Source organism: Streptomyces sp. NPDC017246 (genome assembly GCF_044331325.1).
In the GTDB taxonomy this organism is placed as follows: Bacteria; Actinomycetota; Actinomycetes; order Streptomycetales; family Streptomycetaceae; genus Streptomyces.
The window spans coordinates 209,737-225,789 of the sequence record NZ_JBIRMW010000007.1; the positions used below are offsets into that span (position 1 = coordinate 209,737).

The window sequence follows — 16,053 nt, forward strand, 5'->3', positions numbered from 1 at the left end:
CGTCCTTCGAGGCACCCCGAAACGGAGTCCGTCATGAGCGCAGCCCTGTTCGAGCCCTACACCCTGCGGTCACTGACCGTGCCCAACCGGGTCTGGATGGCGCCCATGTGCCAGTACTCGGCGGACGCGACCGGACCGTACACGGGCGTGGCCACTGACTGGCACTTCGCCCACTACGCCTCCCGGGCCACCGGCGGCACCGGACTGATCCTCGTGGAGGCCACGGCGGTCTCCCCCGAAGGCCGGATCAGCCCGGCGGACCTCGGCCTCTGGAACGACGCCCAGACCGAGGGCCTGCGGCGGATCGCCGACTTCCTCAAGGACCACGGCACCGTGCCCGGCATCCAGATCGGTCACGCGGGGCGCAAGGCCTCGACCAAGCGCCCCTGGGAGGGCCGCGGGCCCGTCCCCGAGGGCGGCCCCGGCTGGCAGCCCGTCGCGCCGAGCCCCGTCGAGTTCGCCGAGGGCTACCCGGTGCCGACCGAGCTGACCGTCGAGAAGATCCGGGAGATCACCGGGCAGTTCGCGGACGCGGCCCGCCGCGCCCTCGCCGCCGGCTTCCAGGTCGTCGAGGTGCACGGCGCCCACGGGTACCTCATCGGCGAGTTCCTCTCCCCGCACAGCAACCGCCGGACCGACGCGTACGGCGGCTCCTTCGAGAACCGGACCCGCCTCGCCCTGGAGGTCGTCGACGCCGTACGGGCCGTCTGGCCCGAGGAACTCCCCGTCTTCTTCCGCGTCTCGGCCACCGACTGGCTGGAGGAGCAGGGCTGGACGGCCGACGAGACCGTGCGGTTCGCCGCGCTGCTGCGCGAGCACGGAGTCGACCTCCTCGACGTCTCCAGCGGCGGCAACGGCGGACCGGCCGAGATCCCGGTGGGCCCCGGATACCAGGTGCCCTTCGCCGCCCGCGTCAAGGCGGAGACCGGACTGCCCGTGGCCGCCGTCGGCCTGATCACCGAGAGCGAGCAGGCCGAGAAGATCGTCGCCAACGGCGAGGCCGACGCGGTCCTGCTCGGCCGCGAGCTGCTGCGGGACGCCTCCTGGGCCCGCCGCGCCGCCCGCGAGCTGGGCGCCGAGACCCACACCGCCCCGCCGCAGTACGCCTGGGCGATCTGAGCGGCCCCGCAGGAGGAGGACACCTTCGCGGCCCGGCCTTGCCGCGGCGCCACCGGGCCGGCTCCGCCGTCCGCTCCCGGCCGCCTCCGTCGTCACCCGGCCCTCTCCGGCACCATCCGTCTCCGGACGGGCGGTGCCGGACGCCGTGTCCGGGGGCTGTTGTCAGTGGCCGGGTGCAGACTGGCCCGTATCCGCGACAACGGCGTCCTGGAGGTGGCAGCGATGCCCGACGTACTACTCACCGTAGGCACCCGCAAGGGTCTCTTCATCGGCCGCAGGCACGACGGCCGATGGGAGTTCGACGATCCGGCCTTCCCCGCGCAGGCGATCTACTCGGTCGCCATCGACACACGGGGGCCGACCCCGCGCCTCCTCGTGGGCGGGGACAGCGCCCACTGGGGGCCGTCCGTCTTCCACTCCGACGACCTCGGCAAGACCTGGACCGAACCGGCGCGACCGGCGGTCAAGTTCCCCGAGGACACCGGAGCATCCCTGGAGCGCGTCTGGCAGCTGCACCCGGCCCCGGAGCACTCCCCCGGCGTCGTGTACGCGGGGACGGAGCCGGCCGCGCTGTTCAGATCGGCGGACGGCGGGGAGTCCTTCGAGCTCGTCCGCCCGCTGTGGGAGCACCCGACCCGCTCCCAGTGGGTGCCCGGCGGGGGCGGCGAGGCCGTGCACACGGTCGTGACCGATCCGCGGGCCCCCGACGCACTCACGGTCGCGGTGTCGACGGCCGGGGTGTTCCGGTCGCGGGACGGCGGGGCCGCGTGGGCACCCTCCAACCAGGGCGTCTCCGCCGTGTTCCTGCCGGATCCGCACCCCGAGTTCGGGCAGTGCGTCCACAAGATCGCCCAGGACGCGGGCAACCTGGACCGGCTCTACCTCCAGAACCACTGGGGGGTCTTCCGCAGCGACGACGCCGGGGCCAGCTGGACGGACATCGGCTCCGGGCTGCCCTCCGACTTCGGCTTCGCGGTCGCCGCGCACCCCCACCGACCGGACACCGCCTATGTCTTCCCCATCACCGCGGACTCCGACCGGGTCCCGGCGGGCCGCCGGTGCCGGGTCTACCGCACGACCGACGCCGGAGTCACCTGGGAGCCGCTGACCCGGGGGCTCCCCGAGGGCGACCACTACGGCACGGTGCTGCGGGACGCCCTCTGCACGGACGATGCCGACCCGGCGGGTGTGTACTTCGGCAACCGCAACGGCGAGGTGTACGCGAGCGCGGACGACGGCGACAGCTGGCGCCTTCTCGCCGAACATCTGCCGGACGTCCTGTGCGTGCGGGCGGCGGTGCTCTAGAGCCGGGCGCCCGCGGGAGCGGCGCGGGGTCACCCCCGGCAGGCCCCCTGGTCCCCTCCGTCACGGAGGGGACCGAGGGTCAGGGCAGGCGCCAGTCCACGGGCTGGGCGCCCTGGTTCAGGAGCAGTTCGTTGGCGCGGCTGAAGGGGCGGGAGCCGAAGAAGCCGCGGTCCGCCGACATCGGGGACGGGTGCGCGGACTCGATCGCCGGAAGGTCGCCGAGGAGCGGCCGGGCGTTGCGGGCGTCGCGGCCCCACAGGATCGACACCAGGGGCTTGCCCCGGGCGGCCAGCGCGCGGATGGCCTGCTCGGTCACCTCTTCCCAGCCCTTGCCGCGGTGGGCGGCGGGCTTGCGCGGGGCGGTGGTCAGCGCCCTGTTGAGAAGGAGGACGCCCTGCCGGGTCCACGAGGTCAGATCGCCGTTCGAGGGACGCGGCATCCCGAGGTCGGTGTGCAGCTCCCGGAAGATGTTCTCCAGGCTTCCCGGCAGCGACCGGACCTCGGGCGCGACCGCGAAACTCAGTCCGATCGCCATCCCCGGTGTCGGATAGGGGTCCTGACCGACGATCAGAACCCGCACCTCGTCGAACGGCTGCTGGAACGCCCGCAGCACGTTCTGTCCGGAGGGCAGATACGTCCGGCCCGCGGCGATCTCCGCCCGCAGGAAGTCGCCCATCTCCGCCACACGCCCCGCGACGGGGCTCAGGGCCTCCGCCCAGCCGGGCTCCACCAGTTCGCTCAACGGTCGCGCTGTCACAGTCCGTCACTCTACCGGCCTACAGTGACACCCCGGTCCGGACGGCTCCACCAGCCGCCCCCTAGACTCCGCCCACTCCCCCGCCCCACCCGCTGCGAGGACGGTGCACCCGTGGTCTCCGTGAACGCCCCCTCCGAATCCACCGACACCACCGACGCCCTGGTCGTCGGCGTCGACTCCGGTGGTTCGGGGCTCCGGATCGCGCTGGCCGAGGCGGTGACCGGAGCCGTTCTCGACACCCGGACCTCGCGGGAACCCGTGCGGACCGGCCCCGGCGGGATCTCCGCCCGGCACTTCCTCGACCAGGTCCTGCCGGCCGTCCGCTCCCTGACGGAGTCTCACGGCGGGCGGCCGGTCGTCGCCGCGGCGGTGGGCGCCGCCGGGATGGCGACGCTCGGAGACGAGCTGCGGGCCGAGCTGCCGGGTGCCTTCGCCGAGGCGTGGGGCGTGCGGCGGCTCGCGCTCGCGGCCGACGCGGTCACCGCGTACGCCGGGGCGCTCGGGCAGGAGCCCGGGGCCGTCGTCGCGGGCGGCACGGGGACGATCGCGCTCGGCACCGATCTCAGGTCCTGGCGACGGGCCGACGGCTGGGGCCACCTCCTCGGCGACTGCGGCAGCGGCGCCTGGATCGGCCGGGCGGGCCTGGAGGCGGCGATGCGCGCGTACGACGGGCGGCGCGGCGGTTCCGTGGCGCTCCTCGCCCGGGCCGAGAAGCTCTTCGGCCCGGCGGCGGGCCTGCCGGGCGCGCTCTACCCCCGTACGGACCGGCCGGCCGTCCTCGCCTCCTTCGCCCCCGAGGTGGGCCGGTGCGCCGCCGGGGACCCGGTGGCGGCGGACATCCTGACGCGGGCCGCCGAGCATGTCGCCGAGGCGGCGGAGGCGGTGTGTCCGGCCGCGCCCGGGGCGACGGTGGCGCTGACCGGAGGCCTCTTCAAGATGGGCGACCCCCTGCTCGTACCGTTGCGTGCCGCACTCGCGGAGCGGATCCCGCAGGCCCGTACGGTGGCCCCCGCCGGGGATCCGCTGGCCGGGGCGGTCACCCTCGCGGCGGCGCTCGCCACCGGCACACTGCGGCTGCCGGAGGACGTCTCCCTGCTACGCCTGTTCGGGGACGACGTGCCCACGGCGGAGACATCCGCCCAGGTGGGAGGTGGTGCGTCGGGCCATTGAGGCCTCGAAGACCACCTCCAAGAGGGGACATAGAGGGACAGAAGGCGCGTGACCGCACCTCAGCCGACGGCGCACCGGACGAAACCAGTAGCATGCGGCGCCATGAGCTCCCCCAATGGGCCTGCTTCCGGCCTGCCTGTACGAATGCCTCGACCCCGTCAGTCCGGGCGGCACCGTCGCCCCGAACCCGCGGCGGCGCCCGAGGGCGCTCCCGCACTGGTTCTCGCCGTCCCCGGCGCGCCTTCCGCCGCCATACGCTCGCTGGCCGAAGAGGTCGTGAGCATCGCCCGCTCCGAGCTGCCCGGCCTCGAGGCCCTGATCGGCTTCCTGGAGGGCGACGACACCGAGTTCCCCTCGCTCGCGACCATGCTCGCGGTCGCCTCCTCGGTGCGCACCGAGCGCTACGAGCTGGCCGTGGCCGCCGGCCGCGAGGTCAGCGCCCCCACCGGCCCCGCCGCGGTCGTCGTGCCGCTGCTCGTGGGCCCGGACAGTGCCCAGACGCGCCAGGTGCGCCAGGCCGTCATGGACGCCGGCAACACCGCCGAGCTGTCCGACGTCCTCGGCCCGCACCCGCTGCTCGCCGAGGCGCTCCACGTGCGCCTCTCCGAGGCGGGTCTGGCCCGTGCCGACCGCGCCCGGCTGTTCACGGTCGCCACGGCCGCCGACGGCATCATCCTGGCCACGGTCGGCGGCGAGGAGGCCGTCCAGGCCGCCGGGATCACCGGCATGCTGCTCGCCGCGCGCCTCGCCGTGCCGGTGATGGCCGCCGCGCTCGACCAGGAGGGCTCGATCGCCTCCGTCGCCGAGCAGCTGCGCGCCGCCGGTTCGGAGCAGCTGGCCCTCGCCCCGTACCTGATCGGCCCCGAGCTGGCCGACGGTCTGCTCGAAGAGGCCTCGAAGGAGTCCGGCTGCGCCGCCGCCGAGCCGCTGGGGGCCTACCCGGCGATCGGCAAGCTGGTGCTCTCGCAGTACACGGCCGCCCTGGGCATCCCGCCGCAGCAGCCGCAGGGCGCGCCCTCGCTCTGAGGCCCGCCACCCCGCCCGTACGTCGAAGGGCCCGCACCGGTCTCCGGTGCGGGCCCTTCGACGTACCTCCGTGTCCCGGGGCGATGGCTCCCCTGTCCGTCGGGGCGGCGTCGCCCTCGTCCGCCGGGGGTGCCGTCTCGTCGCGCCCCGGCAGGCGGGCGCGCCGGCTCAGCCGAAGACGACGCAGGAGGCGGCAGGGGCCTCGACGGAGCCCGCGCGCGCGGGGATCCCGGTCTGCGGGTCGAGGGTGAACCAGGTGACGTCGCCGGAGCGCTCATTGGCCGCGTACAAGTGGCGGCCGGACGGGGCGAGGGTCAGATCGCGGGGCCAGGTGCCGCCGCACGGAACGGTGGCGACGAGGGAGGCCTCCGAGCCCTCGGGGTCGAGCGCGAGCACGGCGAGGGTGTCGTCGCCGCGGACGGCGACCCAGAGGAAGCGCCCGTCGGGGGCGACGACGACCTCGGAGGGGTAGCTGGGGCCACCGGCGCCCTCGGGCACGGCAGGAGTCTCGGGGACGACAGGGACCTCGCCGAGGGGTTCGAGCACGCCGGCCCCGGCGTCCCAGCGGCAGACGGTGAGGGTCGGCTCCAGCTCGTTCAGGACGTACGCGTGCGTGCCGGCCGGGTGGAAGGCGAGATGACGCGGCCCGGTGCCCGGGCGCAGGGCGGTCTCCCCGTGAAGGGTGAGCGCGCCGGTCTCCGGGTCGAGGACACAGACACGTACGGAGTCGGTCCCGAGGTCCACACTGACGATCCACCGGCCGCTGGGGTCGGGGAGGACCTGATGGGCGTGGGGGCCGGCCTGGCGTCCGGTGACGGGTCCGCCGCCCTCGTGCCGCAGGACGGTCGCGGCGGGGCGGGCGGTGCCGTCCTCGGCGAGGGGCAGGGCGGTGACGCTGCCGGAGGTGTAGTTGGCGGTGAGCAGGTGCCCGGCGGCGAGGGCGAGGTGGGTGGGAGCCGCTCCGTCGACGGGAACGGGCGAGCCGAGAGTCCGGGGTGCCGGTCCGGTCACGTCGAAGGCGCCCACCGCCCCCGCCTCGGTCTCGGAGACGGCGTGGAGCACGGGTCCGGCGAGGGCGAGGAAGGAGGGATCGGCGACGGCGTCGCTGACGCCGGTGACCGTCAGCGCGCCGGTCTCCTCGTCCAGGTCGGCGGCGAGGACTCCCCGCCCGCCCGCCGAGGTGAAGGAGCCGATGTACGCGCGCACCGCGCTCCGCCCCTGAACCGTCCCTGTGCCGCCCACGGCGCCTCCCCTGTCCCCGGGGCCGGTCACGGTCGACCGGCCTGCGTCCGGCCGACGGTAGCAGGCGGTCTATACCAAAGGAGGGTGGTGGTGGCTCAGGAGGCGGTTCGCGGCGCGGCCGGCCGGACGGCCACCGCCACCGCCACCGTCGCAGCGGGCCACGGAGGGCCGGCTCGGCGACGGGAGTCGCTCCTCGTCAGGAACGGACGAGGAGCGAGCCGGGAGGCGTCCGCAGCGGCTCGTCGAGAGCGGCCAGGAGCTTCTCCAGACCGCTGACATGACCGAGCGCGACCTGACCGGCGGTCGGCGCGACAGCACCGTCCTCTGTCGCCCGCTCCCCCGCCTCCGGGCGGGACCGGGGCGAGGTCAGCCGCTCCACGGCCGCCTCGACGCGCCAGCAGGCCGCCGCCAGCCGGGCATCGTGACTCGCGGCCGGATCGGCCGCGACCGCGGCGAGCCCCCGCACCTCGTCGGCGCACTCGTCGAGGAGGGCCAGCACCTGACGGGCCCGGGCCTTCCGCCCCCGGAAGGGGCTCAGCGGATGGACCAGCGGCGCGAGGGACAGCCGTACGCGCCCCAGCAGCAGCTCCAGCTCGGCCGCGTGGGGGCTCGGGTCGGCGTCCTCCTCGCCGGAGAGCCGCCGAAGCGAGGCCGACGTCGCCGCCCGCACGCCCCGCAGGGCGCGCTGGATCCACGCGTCGTTGATCGCGTGCGTGGTGACCGGAAGTATCAGCATCACGGCGAGCCCGGCACTCACCGCGCCCACGGCCGTCTCCTCGAAGCGCAGCACCAGCAGCGCCGGATCGAGCACGCCGAGGAGCCCGTAGAGCAGGCCCGCCATCACGGTCACGGCCAGCATCATCCAGCTGTACGAGACGGGCGCCGTGTAGAAGATCCCGAAGACGCAGACGGCCACCAGGAGGGCCGTCGGCAACGCGGCTCCGTCGAGCGGGATGGCGACGACCATGCCCACGGCGATCCCGATCACCGTGCCGAGGACCCGGCGGAAGCCTCGTACCAGCGTCTCGCCCCGCGACACGGTGTTGACGAAGATCCACCAGGTCGTGCCGACGGCCCAGTACCAGCGGTCCTCGGAGAGCACCTGACCGATCGCGAGCGCCACGGCACACGCGGCCGCCGCCTGGATCGCCTGCCGCGTGGTCACCCGGGAGAGCCCGGAGCCGGGCAGCGGGGCCGGTGCGGCAGCGGGCGGAATACGCCGCTCCAGCGGCCAGAGCACGAACCGGACCGTACCGGCGGCCGCCAGGGCGATCCCCACGGCGGCGTACAGCTCGGGAAGCTGGCCGGGCACCGCGTGCAGGAACTGGGTCGTGAAGAAGTTCATGAACGCGAAGATCCCCAGCGCATGCCCACGCGGGCCCCAGCGCCGGGCGTAGACCCCGCAGAAGACCACGGCGAGGAAGGCGAGGTCCCGCAGCAGCGTGATGTCGTGCAGCGCGGTGGCCAGGGCGAGGACGGGGAAGCCCGCGGCGGGGAGCAGCAGGGTGGTCACGGCCTGCGCCCGGACCGTGGAGTCCATCACGGTGAACAGCGCGAGCAGCGCCGCCAGACCACCGGTGATGGAGGCGGTCAGCGAGAGCCCGGCCAGCTCGGACAGAGCGACGGCGAGGGCGATCCCCATGACGGCCCGCAGCGAGTTCCTCAACCTGACGCGCCCCGGATCCGGTGCCACGAACATCCTCTTCACGGGTGTGAACCGCCCCCTTGTCTTGCCTTTCGCCCTGCCGCACGGCATCCCGGGGTGGTGGGAGCTCATGGACATGACGAAGGCGCCGCGGTCCGGACCGGCCTCGTCGCCGCCCCGGCGCTGCGCGGCGCCGAAAGTACCTGGATACGACAAGGAAACCATCAGGAGTACCTGTGGCTCAACTCAACTCGCGATCACTGGGCCAATGGCCCAGCGGACCCTCCCGAGAACCGTCCATCCGCGGCCAACGGACCATCCGCCCACCCGCGCTCCGACGCGCGCCGCCCGCCCCGCCTCGGGACCGCCCCCGTGGCGGGCCGGTCCTACTGTGGAGACAGAGTCGAATCCCTGGAGCGCGCCATGCTCGACCTTCCGAGGGCCGCAGCCGTGCCGGTGCTCCCGGTCGTGGGTCGGAAGCCGGACAGCTGATGGCCGCCCGTCCCGGGAGGCGACAGTCCCCGTTCGAACGGATACGAAGGCTGGTCCGCCGGTCGCGGGCCGGGCACCGGTGGGGTCCGGTCAGCGGGCTCGATCTGTGGCAGCGCTCGCTGGGGTTCGCGGCACTCGGGTTCCTCACGCTGATACCGCTGCTGATCGTCGTGTCCGCGGCGGGCGCGGGGAGCGGCAAGGGGTTCGCCCAGTGGCTCGGGGACGGCCTGGGAGTGTCGGCGCCCGCCAGGACGGAGATCGAGCGGCTGTTCGCCCTCCCCGGCCAGGTGCGGCGGACCACGACGACCTTCGGCCTCGTCCTGCTCGCCGTGTTCGGGCTCTCCTTCGGCACCGTGGTGCAGAGCGGCTACGAGAAGGTCTGGGACCTCCCTCCCGCCCGCTGGCGGGCCAGGTGGCGGCATGTGCTGTGGCTCACCGTCCTTCTGGGAGTCCTGTACCTGTTCGCGGTCGCCCCCTTCTGGCACCACAGTCCGGCCGCCGGCGTCGTGACCGTACTGAGCGGCATCCTGTTCTTCTGGTGGTCGCAGCGACTGCTGCTCGGCGGCAGGGTCGCGTGGACGGCCCTGCTGCCCGGGGCGGTGGCGACCGTGCTCGGGCTGCTGGGGCTCAGGGTCTTCTCCCGGCTCGTCTTCTCTCCGCTGATCGCGTCCAGCGCCGTCACCTACGGACCGTTCGGCGCCTTCCTCGTCATCCAGACCTGGCTGGTGGCGGTGGGGGTGGTCGTGTTCGGCGGCGCGCTGGCCGGCCGGCTGTTCGACGACGAACTTCCCCGTCTGAGGCAGGCGCTGAAGCGGCGGAGGTGAGGTGCTCGCGAAGATCCGGTGGCATGCCTCGCCGTGTCCGGGGCAGGCGGAGCCCAGGCGGGCACGAAACCCGCCAGGCACGACATACGGAAAAGGGAGGGCGGCGGGGAACCGTACGCCGTCCTCCACCGACCGGAGGAGTTGTTTTCGCGTGACCGAGAACGTGTGGAGCTACAAGTCGACCGCTGGCCACCTGGCCGGGACCGATCTGACCGGCTACAAGGTCGAGGCGACCGACGGCGGCATCGGCAAGGTGGACAAGCACTCCGACGAGGTCGATGACGCCTATCTGGTCGTGGACACCGGAGTCTGGATCTTCGGCAAGGAGGTCCTCCTGCCGGCCAGCACGGTGGTCCGCATCGACGTGGACGACCGGAAGATCTTCGTCGAACGGACCAAGGAGCAGATCAAGGACGCTCCCGAGTTCCACCGCGACAAGCATCTGGAGGATCCCGCCTACCGCCATGAGGTGGGCATGTACTACGGGCTGGGCGGCCCCTTCGGTGGCCGCATCGTCTGAGCCCCGGTAAGGCGCAGGGCCCGAACTCGACGAGTTCGGGCCCTGCGCCACGCCCGCGCGCGAGCACGGCGCGCGCCGCGTCGTGTGAGACTTGCCGCATGGACGAGGGGCGGGAGTCGCGGTGGGAGAAGGACGCGATGACGGTGGAGATCATGTTCGCGCTGGTGACGGCCGGAGCGCTGGCCGCGCTCGTCTTCGGCGTGCTGCTCCTCCCCGCGATGGCCGTCGGCCTTTCCGAGCCCGCCGGGAAGGGCCTGCTCGTGGTGGGAGCCGTGCTGGCCGCCGCCGCCGCGGTGTGGCGAGTGGTGCGCGTACTGCTCCGGTTCGATGCGCATCGGCGTCAGGGGCGCTGACCCGGAGGCCCCACCACTGTGCCTGACCGGTCGGTTCGGTCCGTCACGCGGGACGATCTCGCGCCCACGGTCGACCGGCCCCCGTGGCAGACTCCGTCGCATGGCACCGATGTCGCACGGGAGGGAGTGCACGTCATGATCCTCCCGAAGGTCCGGGACCGCCGCTTCGTGACGATCCGCCGTGGGGGAACCCTCACCGACGCGGACCACCGTCTCCTCGCACTGTGGGCCGCCGCGTGCGCGGAGCATGTCCTCGGCCTCTTCGAGTCGGCACAACCCGAGGACCCGCGACCGCGCCGGGCGATCGAGCATGCGCGGGCCTGGGTCCGTGGCGACGTCAAGATGATGGAGGCTCGCGCGGCGGGCGGCCATGCGATGGGGGCGGCCCGAGACCTGCGCGGGGCGGCACGGCATGCCGCCTACGCCGCCGGCCAGGCCGGGGCCGTCGCCCACGTCGCCGCGCACGAACTCGGCGCGGCCGCCTACGCGATCAAGGCCGCACAGGCAGCGGCGCCGAAGGACGAGAGCGAGACCGTGCGACGCCTCGAGTGCCGGTGGCAGCGCGATCAGCTCCCGGAGGCGATCCGCGAACTCGTCCTCGACGACCAGAGGTCGCGCAACGACATCTGCTGGTCGGTGTTCGACCGCTGAGTCGCCACGGTGCGGCTTCGGCGGCCTCGCCCGCCCCTGTTCGAGCGTCGCGGGCGCCGAGGTGCTGACGCACTCACGCACCGACGTCTACGACTCCGGCGGCCGCTCCAGATCCTGGACGGCGCGGGCGGCCTGTACGGCGGCGCCGCGGGCTGCCCTCAGAGCGCGCTCCGCGCTCGTCACCGCCCTGCTCACCGTCGTGGCCGCCGTCCCGGCCTCCCGCTTGGCCCGTCGGGCTTCGCTCAGCTCGTGCTCCAGGCCGCGGACTCGCTCGGCCGCTTCCTCGGCCTTCCCGCCCGCCGCCCGACGCGCGTCCCGCGCTTCGGCGACCTCCCGCTCCCGTCGGGCGACTTCCGCGTCGGCTTCCCCCGCCGTCGTACGGGCACGTTCGAGGTCGCGCACACGGCGCGCGTCCTCATCACGGCCGGGCTGCGCCCTCGGGCTCCTCCCTCGCTCCTTCGTCGACTTCTTCGTCGACTTCTTCGTCGACTTCTTCGTCGATGTTTCCTCCGGTGGTGTCGAGGCCGGGGACCGGCGAGCGAGCGCCGCCGTCTCCGGGGTGACCGCGCCGAACCCGACCGCGGCCTCCGGCACCCTCACGAGCCTGCCCTTCGACCACCGCTCGGCGACGTCCTCATCGGCGAGAACGCCGTGGAGGGTCTGCTCGATCTCGTGCAGCACGGTGTCGCTCACCGGCTGCCCGGCCGCCTTCGCCAGGTCGGCGGCCGTGCGGGCGAGAGCGGTGACCAGTTGGTTCCGCTGTCTGCTCGCCGACCGCAGCTGTTCGCCGTCGAGTGTCCGATGGGCCTCCCGCAGCGTCTCCCCCAGGGCCAGGAACTGCCGCGCTTCCGGCTGTTTCTGACGGGCCAACACGTTGGCGGCCCAGGCCGCGATCGAAGGCCGCCGCAAGGCGGCGACGGCCTTCGCCGCCACCGCGTTCTTCGCCGCGCGCGCCTCGGCGACGTACCCGTCCCGCGCGGGAACGAACTCCGCAGGCCTCAGCCCGTACAGCTCCTCGGCGACTCTCTCGACATCCACGCCGCCCACTCTGCGCCGCCACCACACGCCCGGCACGGTCCCGCTCGCCGCTCCCTCCACCGGATGCCCGCGCCGATCACCCACTCGGGCGCCGCTCCCGCGCCGAAGTGGCGAGTGCCGCCACCCCGGACGCGGCACTCACCAGGGGGCAGCCGCCCTTCCTGCCGGACCCAGGACCGAAGGAGGCAGGCCGCACATGGCCGTGGACGAGCTCGACACCCGGATCCTGCGGCTGCTCATCGAGCAGCCACGGACCAGCGTGCGGGAGTACGCGCGGATCCTGGGGGTGGCGCGGGGCACCGTGCAGGCCAGGATCGACCGCCTGGAGCGGGACGGAGTGATCACCGCGACCGGCCCCGTCCTCTCCCCCGCCGCCCTGGGACACCCGGTGCTCGCCTTCGTCCATGTCGAGGTGACCCAGGGCCACCTGGACGAGGTCGGCGACGCGCTCGCGGCCGTTCCCGAGATCGTCGAGGCCTTCTCCATCACCGGTGGCGGGGATCTGCTCACCCGGGTGGTGGCACGCGACGCCGGACACCTGGAGGACGTCATCCAGCGACTCATCCAGCTGCCCGGAGTCGTCCGCACCCGCACCGAGATCGCACTGCGGGAACGCGTGGCGCACCGGCTGCTGCCCCTGGTCGAAGCGGTCGGGCGCCGGTCGGGGGCCGCGTGAGTCGCATACTGGGCCCCGGCCGCACCGCGCTTGACGAGAGCCTTCCGATGGAGGGTGGCAAATGCGGCGTGATTCACTGAAACACATTGCATACGCCAGACTTATCTGCCTATTCTCTCGTACATGCAGTCCTACACCATCGGGCAGGCCGCGCGCCTGCTGGGCGTCAGCCCCGACACCGCACGCCGCTGGGCCGACGCCGGCCGGTTCGCGACCCACCGTGACGAGAACGGCCGACGTCTCATCGACGGCCGCGACCTGGCGGCGTTCTCCGTCGAGGTCGCGCAGAGCGGTTCGGACGACGAGGACATGTCGTACACCTCGGCCCGCAACGCGTTCCCCGGCATCGTCACGGCCGTCAAGCTCGGCGACATCGCCGCGCAGGTCGAGATCCAGGCGGGCCCGCACCGGCTCGTCTCGCTGCTCACCCGTGAGGCGGTGGAGGAGTTGGGCCTCCAGGTCGGCATGCAGGCCACCGCCCGCGTGAAGTCGACCAGCGTGCACATCGACCGCGTCTGACGCCGTCCCCCGCGGAGGGGAGGGCGTCGGCGCGCAGGCCTGTGGCAAAAGGGCGTTCGGTAGGGGTGCTCCATGCCGTTCAGCGGGTCGTACGGGCGAGCAGCATCGCCACGTCGTCCTGCGCCGGTGCCGCCAGGAGCCGTTCCAGGACCTCGTCGCACAGCTCGTCCAGGGGACGGTCGAGATGCCGGAGCGCCTGGGCGAGCTGCCGCATCCCCTCGTCGAGGTCGCGGTCCCGGGCCTCGATGAGGCCGTCCGTGTAGAGCACGAGCAGGCTGCCCTCGGGCAGGGCGACCTCCTCCGTGCCGAAGTCGTGGGCCCCGGTGCCCAGCGGGGTTCCGGGCGGACCGTCGAGGAACGTGATCGTGCCGTCCGGGGTGGCCACGGCCGGCGGCGGATGGCCGGCGCGGGCGATGATCCAGCCGCCCGTGGCCGGGTCGTGGACGGCGTACACACAGGTCGCCATCGCGTCCTCGCCGAGGTCGGCCACGACGGCGTCCAGTGAGCTGAGCATCTGCGCCGGCGGGATGTCGTGGCGTGCCAGGGTCCTTACCGCCGTGCGCAGTTGCCCCATGACGGCCGCCGCGTGGATGCCGTGCCCCATGACATCGCCGATGACCAGCCCCGTCCTGCCTCCCGGCAGGGCGATGGCGTCGTACCAGTCGCCGCCGACGTCATGGGCGCTCGCCGGCAGGTAGCGGCCGGTGAGTTCGAGACCGGTGACGGCGGGCAGCGCGCTGTTCGTGAGGCTGCGCTGGAGGGTGATGGCGGCCTCCCGCTGGGTGGTGTAGAGGCGCGCGTTGTCGATGTTGAGGGCGGCGCGGGCCACGACCTCGTCGATGAGGACGCAGTCCTGCGCGTCGAAGGGCTCGCGGGTGCGCAGCCGGGTCACCGTGACCGAGCCCAACACCTGGCCCCGCGCCACCATGGGCACGAGCCGGGCCGAGCCGATGCGGGTGGCGAAATAGGTGCGGAGCGCCTCCGTGCGCGGGTCGGTGAAGAGCTCCAGAAGGTCGGACGTGAAGAGGTTCGTGGGCCGGCCGCGGGCGACGACCTGCTCGTACACGGAATCCAGCGGGATCTGGAAGGTCTGCCCCGGCGCCAGCAGCGCCGTGGGGGCCGTCGGGTCCGGGAAGCGGGCCGCGAGCCGTCGCAGCACGCCGCGTGTGGACGCCACCGGGTCGTCGGGTTCGAGCACCGACTCCAGCATCTGCACGTCGGCCGAGTCGGCGAGCTGGGGCACGAGGAAACGTACCGCCTCCTCCGCCGTCTGCTTCAGGTCCAGGGTGGTGCCGATCCGGGCACCCGCCTCGGCGAGCAGGGCGAAGCGGTGACGGGCCCGCTCGACCTCGGTGTGCGCCTCCTGGCTCTCGGTGATGTCGACGAGGGAGGCGATGAGCCCAAGGGACCGCCGGTCGTCGGCGCGGTCGAGGAGCGGGGCGTAGGAGCAGGACCAGATGTGGTCGCGGTCGGGGTCGGCGGGGGTACGGCCGACCCGGCGGGCGTCGACGACTGCGTGCCCGCTCTCGAGGACCTGCAGCATCAGTGATTCGAGGGAGGCGGCGTTGACTCCGGGCACGACCTCGGTGAGGCGGTGGCCCACGTGCTCGGCCGCCGACACCCCGTTCATCCGGGCCAGGGCGTCGTTGACGCGGAGGAACCGCAGATCCGGGCCGAGCAGGGCGAGCCCGATCGGCGACTGGGTGAACAGGCTCTCCATCGCCGCCAGGTTCTCCCGCATGCGCAGGACCTCGGAGGTCTCCACGGCGATGAGCATCGCCCCCGGCCGCCCCTCCGGGTCGGCGGCCGGCACGATCCACATCTCCATGGCGATCGTGTGCCCGTCCCGGTGGCGGACGGGAAGGGTGCCCACCATGGTCTCGCCGGCCTGGACGCGGTCGGTGAGCCGTTCGGCGAGTTCGCGGTTGGCGTCGGGTACGAGCAGCGGGGTGGCGAGGCGGCCGAGCACGTGCTCGGGGCGGTGGCCGAGGAGATCCTGGGCGGCGAGCGACCACTCGACGATGTGACCGCCGGCGTCCTCCCGCCAGAGGGCGATCGGCAGCAGCTCCCGGAGCACACCCGCGTCCCCGACGGCCGCCCGGGGCGGCTGCGGAACCCTGCTCGACGACTGGTGAGTCTCCAACGCATCGACCTACGCATCGGCCCGGCCCCGGGGGGCGCATTCCCTATCGAATCACCCTAGCCGAGTACCTGACGGCGGGCGCTGCGCAGTGCGGCCGATCGATGTGGTGATGCGGTGATGCGGCTGTACGGCGGGGGCGAGGGGCGCGTGGTGCGGACGGGCGGCGGGGGCTGGACGGCACCCGGGGCGGCGGCACGGGCTTGGGCGGGGCGGGGCGTGGTGGGAGCTGGGCGGCACGGGCTTGGGCGGGGCGGGGAGAGGTGGAGTGGCGCGAGAGAAGGAGCGCGGTCGGGCCGGGGGCGCGGGCGAAGCGGCGTGGTGGGGCGGGGTCGGGGTTTGGCCGGTGGGCGTCCGCGGACGGCCTCGGGTCCGAACCTGGTGGCCTCAGCAGGGCCCGCTGACTGAGATCGGCGGGGATCGGCCGGCCTCCATCAAGATCGGACACGGCCTGCGGGTTCCGTAGTTCTACGGATGTGCGGGCAACGCGTGACTGCGAGGGTCGACTCGACCTCTGCGTGTAAGCGTCCCCCGCCTACGTCGCCCGCTCACCCCTCACTTCCCGGAGCACCCCGC

General features: G+C 73.6%; 15 protein-coding genes. 10 read left to right on the top strand and 5 right to left on the bottom strand.

All coding sequences use genetic code 11. The features are described 5' to 3' along the window. The first annotated feature begins 33 nt into the window (after positions 1-33). Together ACH4MY_RS18520 and ACH4MY_RS18525 are read left to right on the top strand one after the other, a co-directional pair. Positions 34-1,119 carry an NADH:flavin oxidoreductase/NADH oxidase gene (locus ACH4MY_RS18520; RefSeq protein WP_398004244.1) on the top strand — a complete coding sequence of 362 codons (1,086 nt, stop codon included), beginning with the start codon at positions 34-36 and terminating at the stop codon, positions 1,117-1,119. A 222-nt stretch (positions 1,120-1,341) separates the two neighbouring features. Then, positions 1,342-2,424: a WD40/YVTN/BNR-like repeat-containing protein gene (locus tag ACH4MY_RS18525; RefSeq protein ID WP_398004246.1), complete on the top strand. Its 1,083-nt coding sequence runs from the start codon at positions 1,342-1,344 to the stop codon at positions 2,422-2,424. Between the two features lie 79 nt (positions 2,425-2,503). Here ACH4MY_RS18525 and ACH4MY_RS18530 read toward each other — a convergent pair whose 3' ends face one another. Continuing rightward, positions 2,504-3,181 (bottom strand): uracil-DNA glycosylase, encoded by a 678-nt coding sequence (locus ACH4MY_RS18530; RefSeq protein WP_398004248.1) that lies wholly within the window; start codon positions 3,179-3,181, stop codon positions 2,504-2,506. 111 nt (positions 3,182-3,292) lie between these two features. On the opposite strand from ACH4MY_RS18530, the gene ACH4MY_RS18535 reads away from it, so the two are divergent. Together ACH4MY_RS18535 and ACH4MY_RS18540 are read left to right on the top strand one after the other, a co-directional pair. Then, a complete protein-coding gene (locus ACH4MY_RS18535; RefSeq protein WP_398004250.1) occupies positions 3,293-4,351 on the top strand; it encodes an N-acetylglucosamine kinase in 1,059 nt (352 codons plus the stop codon). Between the two features lie 102 nt (positions 4,352-4,453). Further along, positions 4,454-5,377 carry a sirohydrochlorin chelatase gene (locus ACH4MY_RS18540; RefSeq protein ID WP_398004252.1) on the top strand — a complete coding sequence of 308 codons (924 nt, stop codon included), beginning with the start codon at positions 4,454-4,456 and terminating at the stop codon, positions 5,375-5,377. A gap of 168 nt (positions 5,378-5,545) precedes the next feature. Here the strand turns inward: ACH4MY_RS18540 and ACH4MY_RS18545 are convergent, their stop codons facing one another. Both ACH4MY_RS18545 and ACH4MY_RS18550 read right to left on the bottom strand, forming a co-directional pair. Further along, the gene (locus ACH4MY_RS18545) at positions 5,546-6,619 is read right to left on the bottom strand and encodes a lactonase family protein (protein WP_398004254.1); all 1,074 of its coding nucleotides are present in this window, start codon (positions 6,617-6,619) and stop codon (positions 5,546-5,548) included. Between the two features lie 196 nt (positions 6,620-6,815). Further along, the gene (locus tag ACH4MY_RS18550; RefSeq protein ID WP_398004634.1) at positions 6,816-8,318 is read right to left on the bottom strand and encodes an FUSC family protein; all 1,503 of its coding nucleotides are present in this window, start codon (positions 8,316-8,318) and stop codon (positions 6,816-6,818) included. Positions 8,319-8,755: 437 nt separating this feature from the next. Between ACH4MY_RS18550 and ACH4MY_RS18555 the strand changes: the two genes are divergently transcribed. From ACH4MY_RS18555 to ACH4MY_RS18570, 4 genes are all read left to right on the top strand, one after another. Further along, positions 8,756-9,580, top strand: a complete 825-nt coding sequence (locus ACH4MY_RS18555) for a YhjD/YihY/BrkB family envelope integrity protein (protein WP_398004256.1) — start codon at positions 8,756-8,758, stop codon at positions 9,578-9,580. 151 nt (positions 9,581-9,731) lie between these two features. After that, a complete protein-coding gene (locus ACH4MY_RS18560; RefSeq protein WP_398004258.1) occupies positions 9,732-10,100 on the top strand; it encodes a PRC-barrel domain containing protein in 369 nt (122 codons plus the stop codon). Between the two features lie 98 nt (positions 10,101-10,198). Then, positions 10,199-10,453, top strand: coding sequence for a DUF6332 family protein (locus ACH4MY_RS18565; protein WP_398004260.1), 255 nt, complete (start codon positions 10,199-10,201; stop codon positions 10,451-10,453). Between the two features lie 135 nt (positions 10,454-10,588). Next, positions 10,589-11,104 (top strand): putative immunity protein, encoded by a 516-nt coding sequence (locus tag ACH4MY_RS18570; protein ID WP_398004262.1) that lies wholly within the window; start codon positions 10,589-10,591, stop codon positions 11,102-11,104. Between the two features lie 87 nt (positions 11,105-11,191). Here the strand turns inward: ACH4MY_RS18570 and ACH4MY_RS18575 are convergent, their stop codons facing one another. Then, entirely contained in the window at positions 11,192-12,142 is a 951-nt protein-coding gene (locus tag ACH4MY_RS18575; protein WP_398004264.1) for a hypothetical protein, read from the bottom strand. 196 nt (positions 12,143-12,338) lie between these two features. Here ACH4MY_RS18575 and ACH4MY_RS18580 point away from each other — a divergent pair, with 196 nt between their 5' ends. Together ACH4MY_RS18580 and ACH4MY_RS18585 are read left to right on the top strand one after the other, a co-directional pair. Then, positions 12,339-12,818: an Lrp/AsnC family transcriptional regulator gene (locus ACH4MY_RS18580; RefSeq protein WP_398004266.1), complete on the top strand. Its 480-nt coding sequence runs from the start codon at positions 12,339-12,341 to the stop codon at positions 12,816-12,818. 123 nt (positions 12,819-12,941) lie between these two features. After that, positions 12,942-13,337 (top strand): molybdopterin-binding protein, encoded by a 396-nt coding sequence (locus tag ACH4MY_RS18585; RefSeq protein WP_398004268.1) that lies wholly within the window; start codon positions 12,942-12,944, stop codon positions 13,335-13,337. Positions 13,338-13,416: 79 nt separating this feature from the next. Here ACH4MY_RS18585 and ACH4MY_RS18590 read toward each other — a convergent pair whose 3' ends face one another. Further along, complete coding sequence (locus ACH4MY_RS18590; RefSeq protein ID WP_398004270.1) at positions 13,417-15,480, bottom strand: SpoIIE family protein phosphatase; 2,064 nt, start codon at positions 15,478-15,480, stop codon at positions 13,417-13,419. Positions 15,481-16,053: the final 573 nt, after the last annotated feature.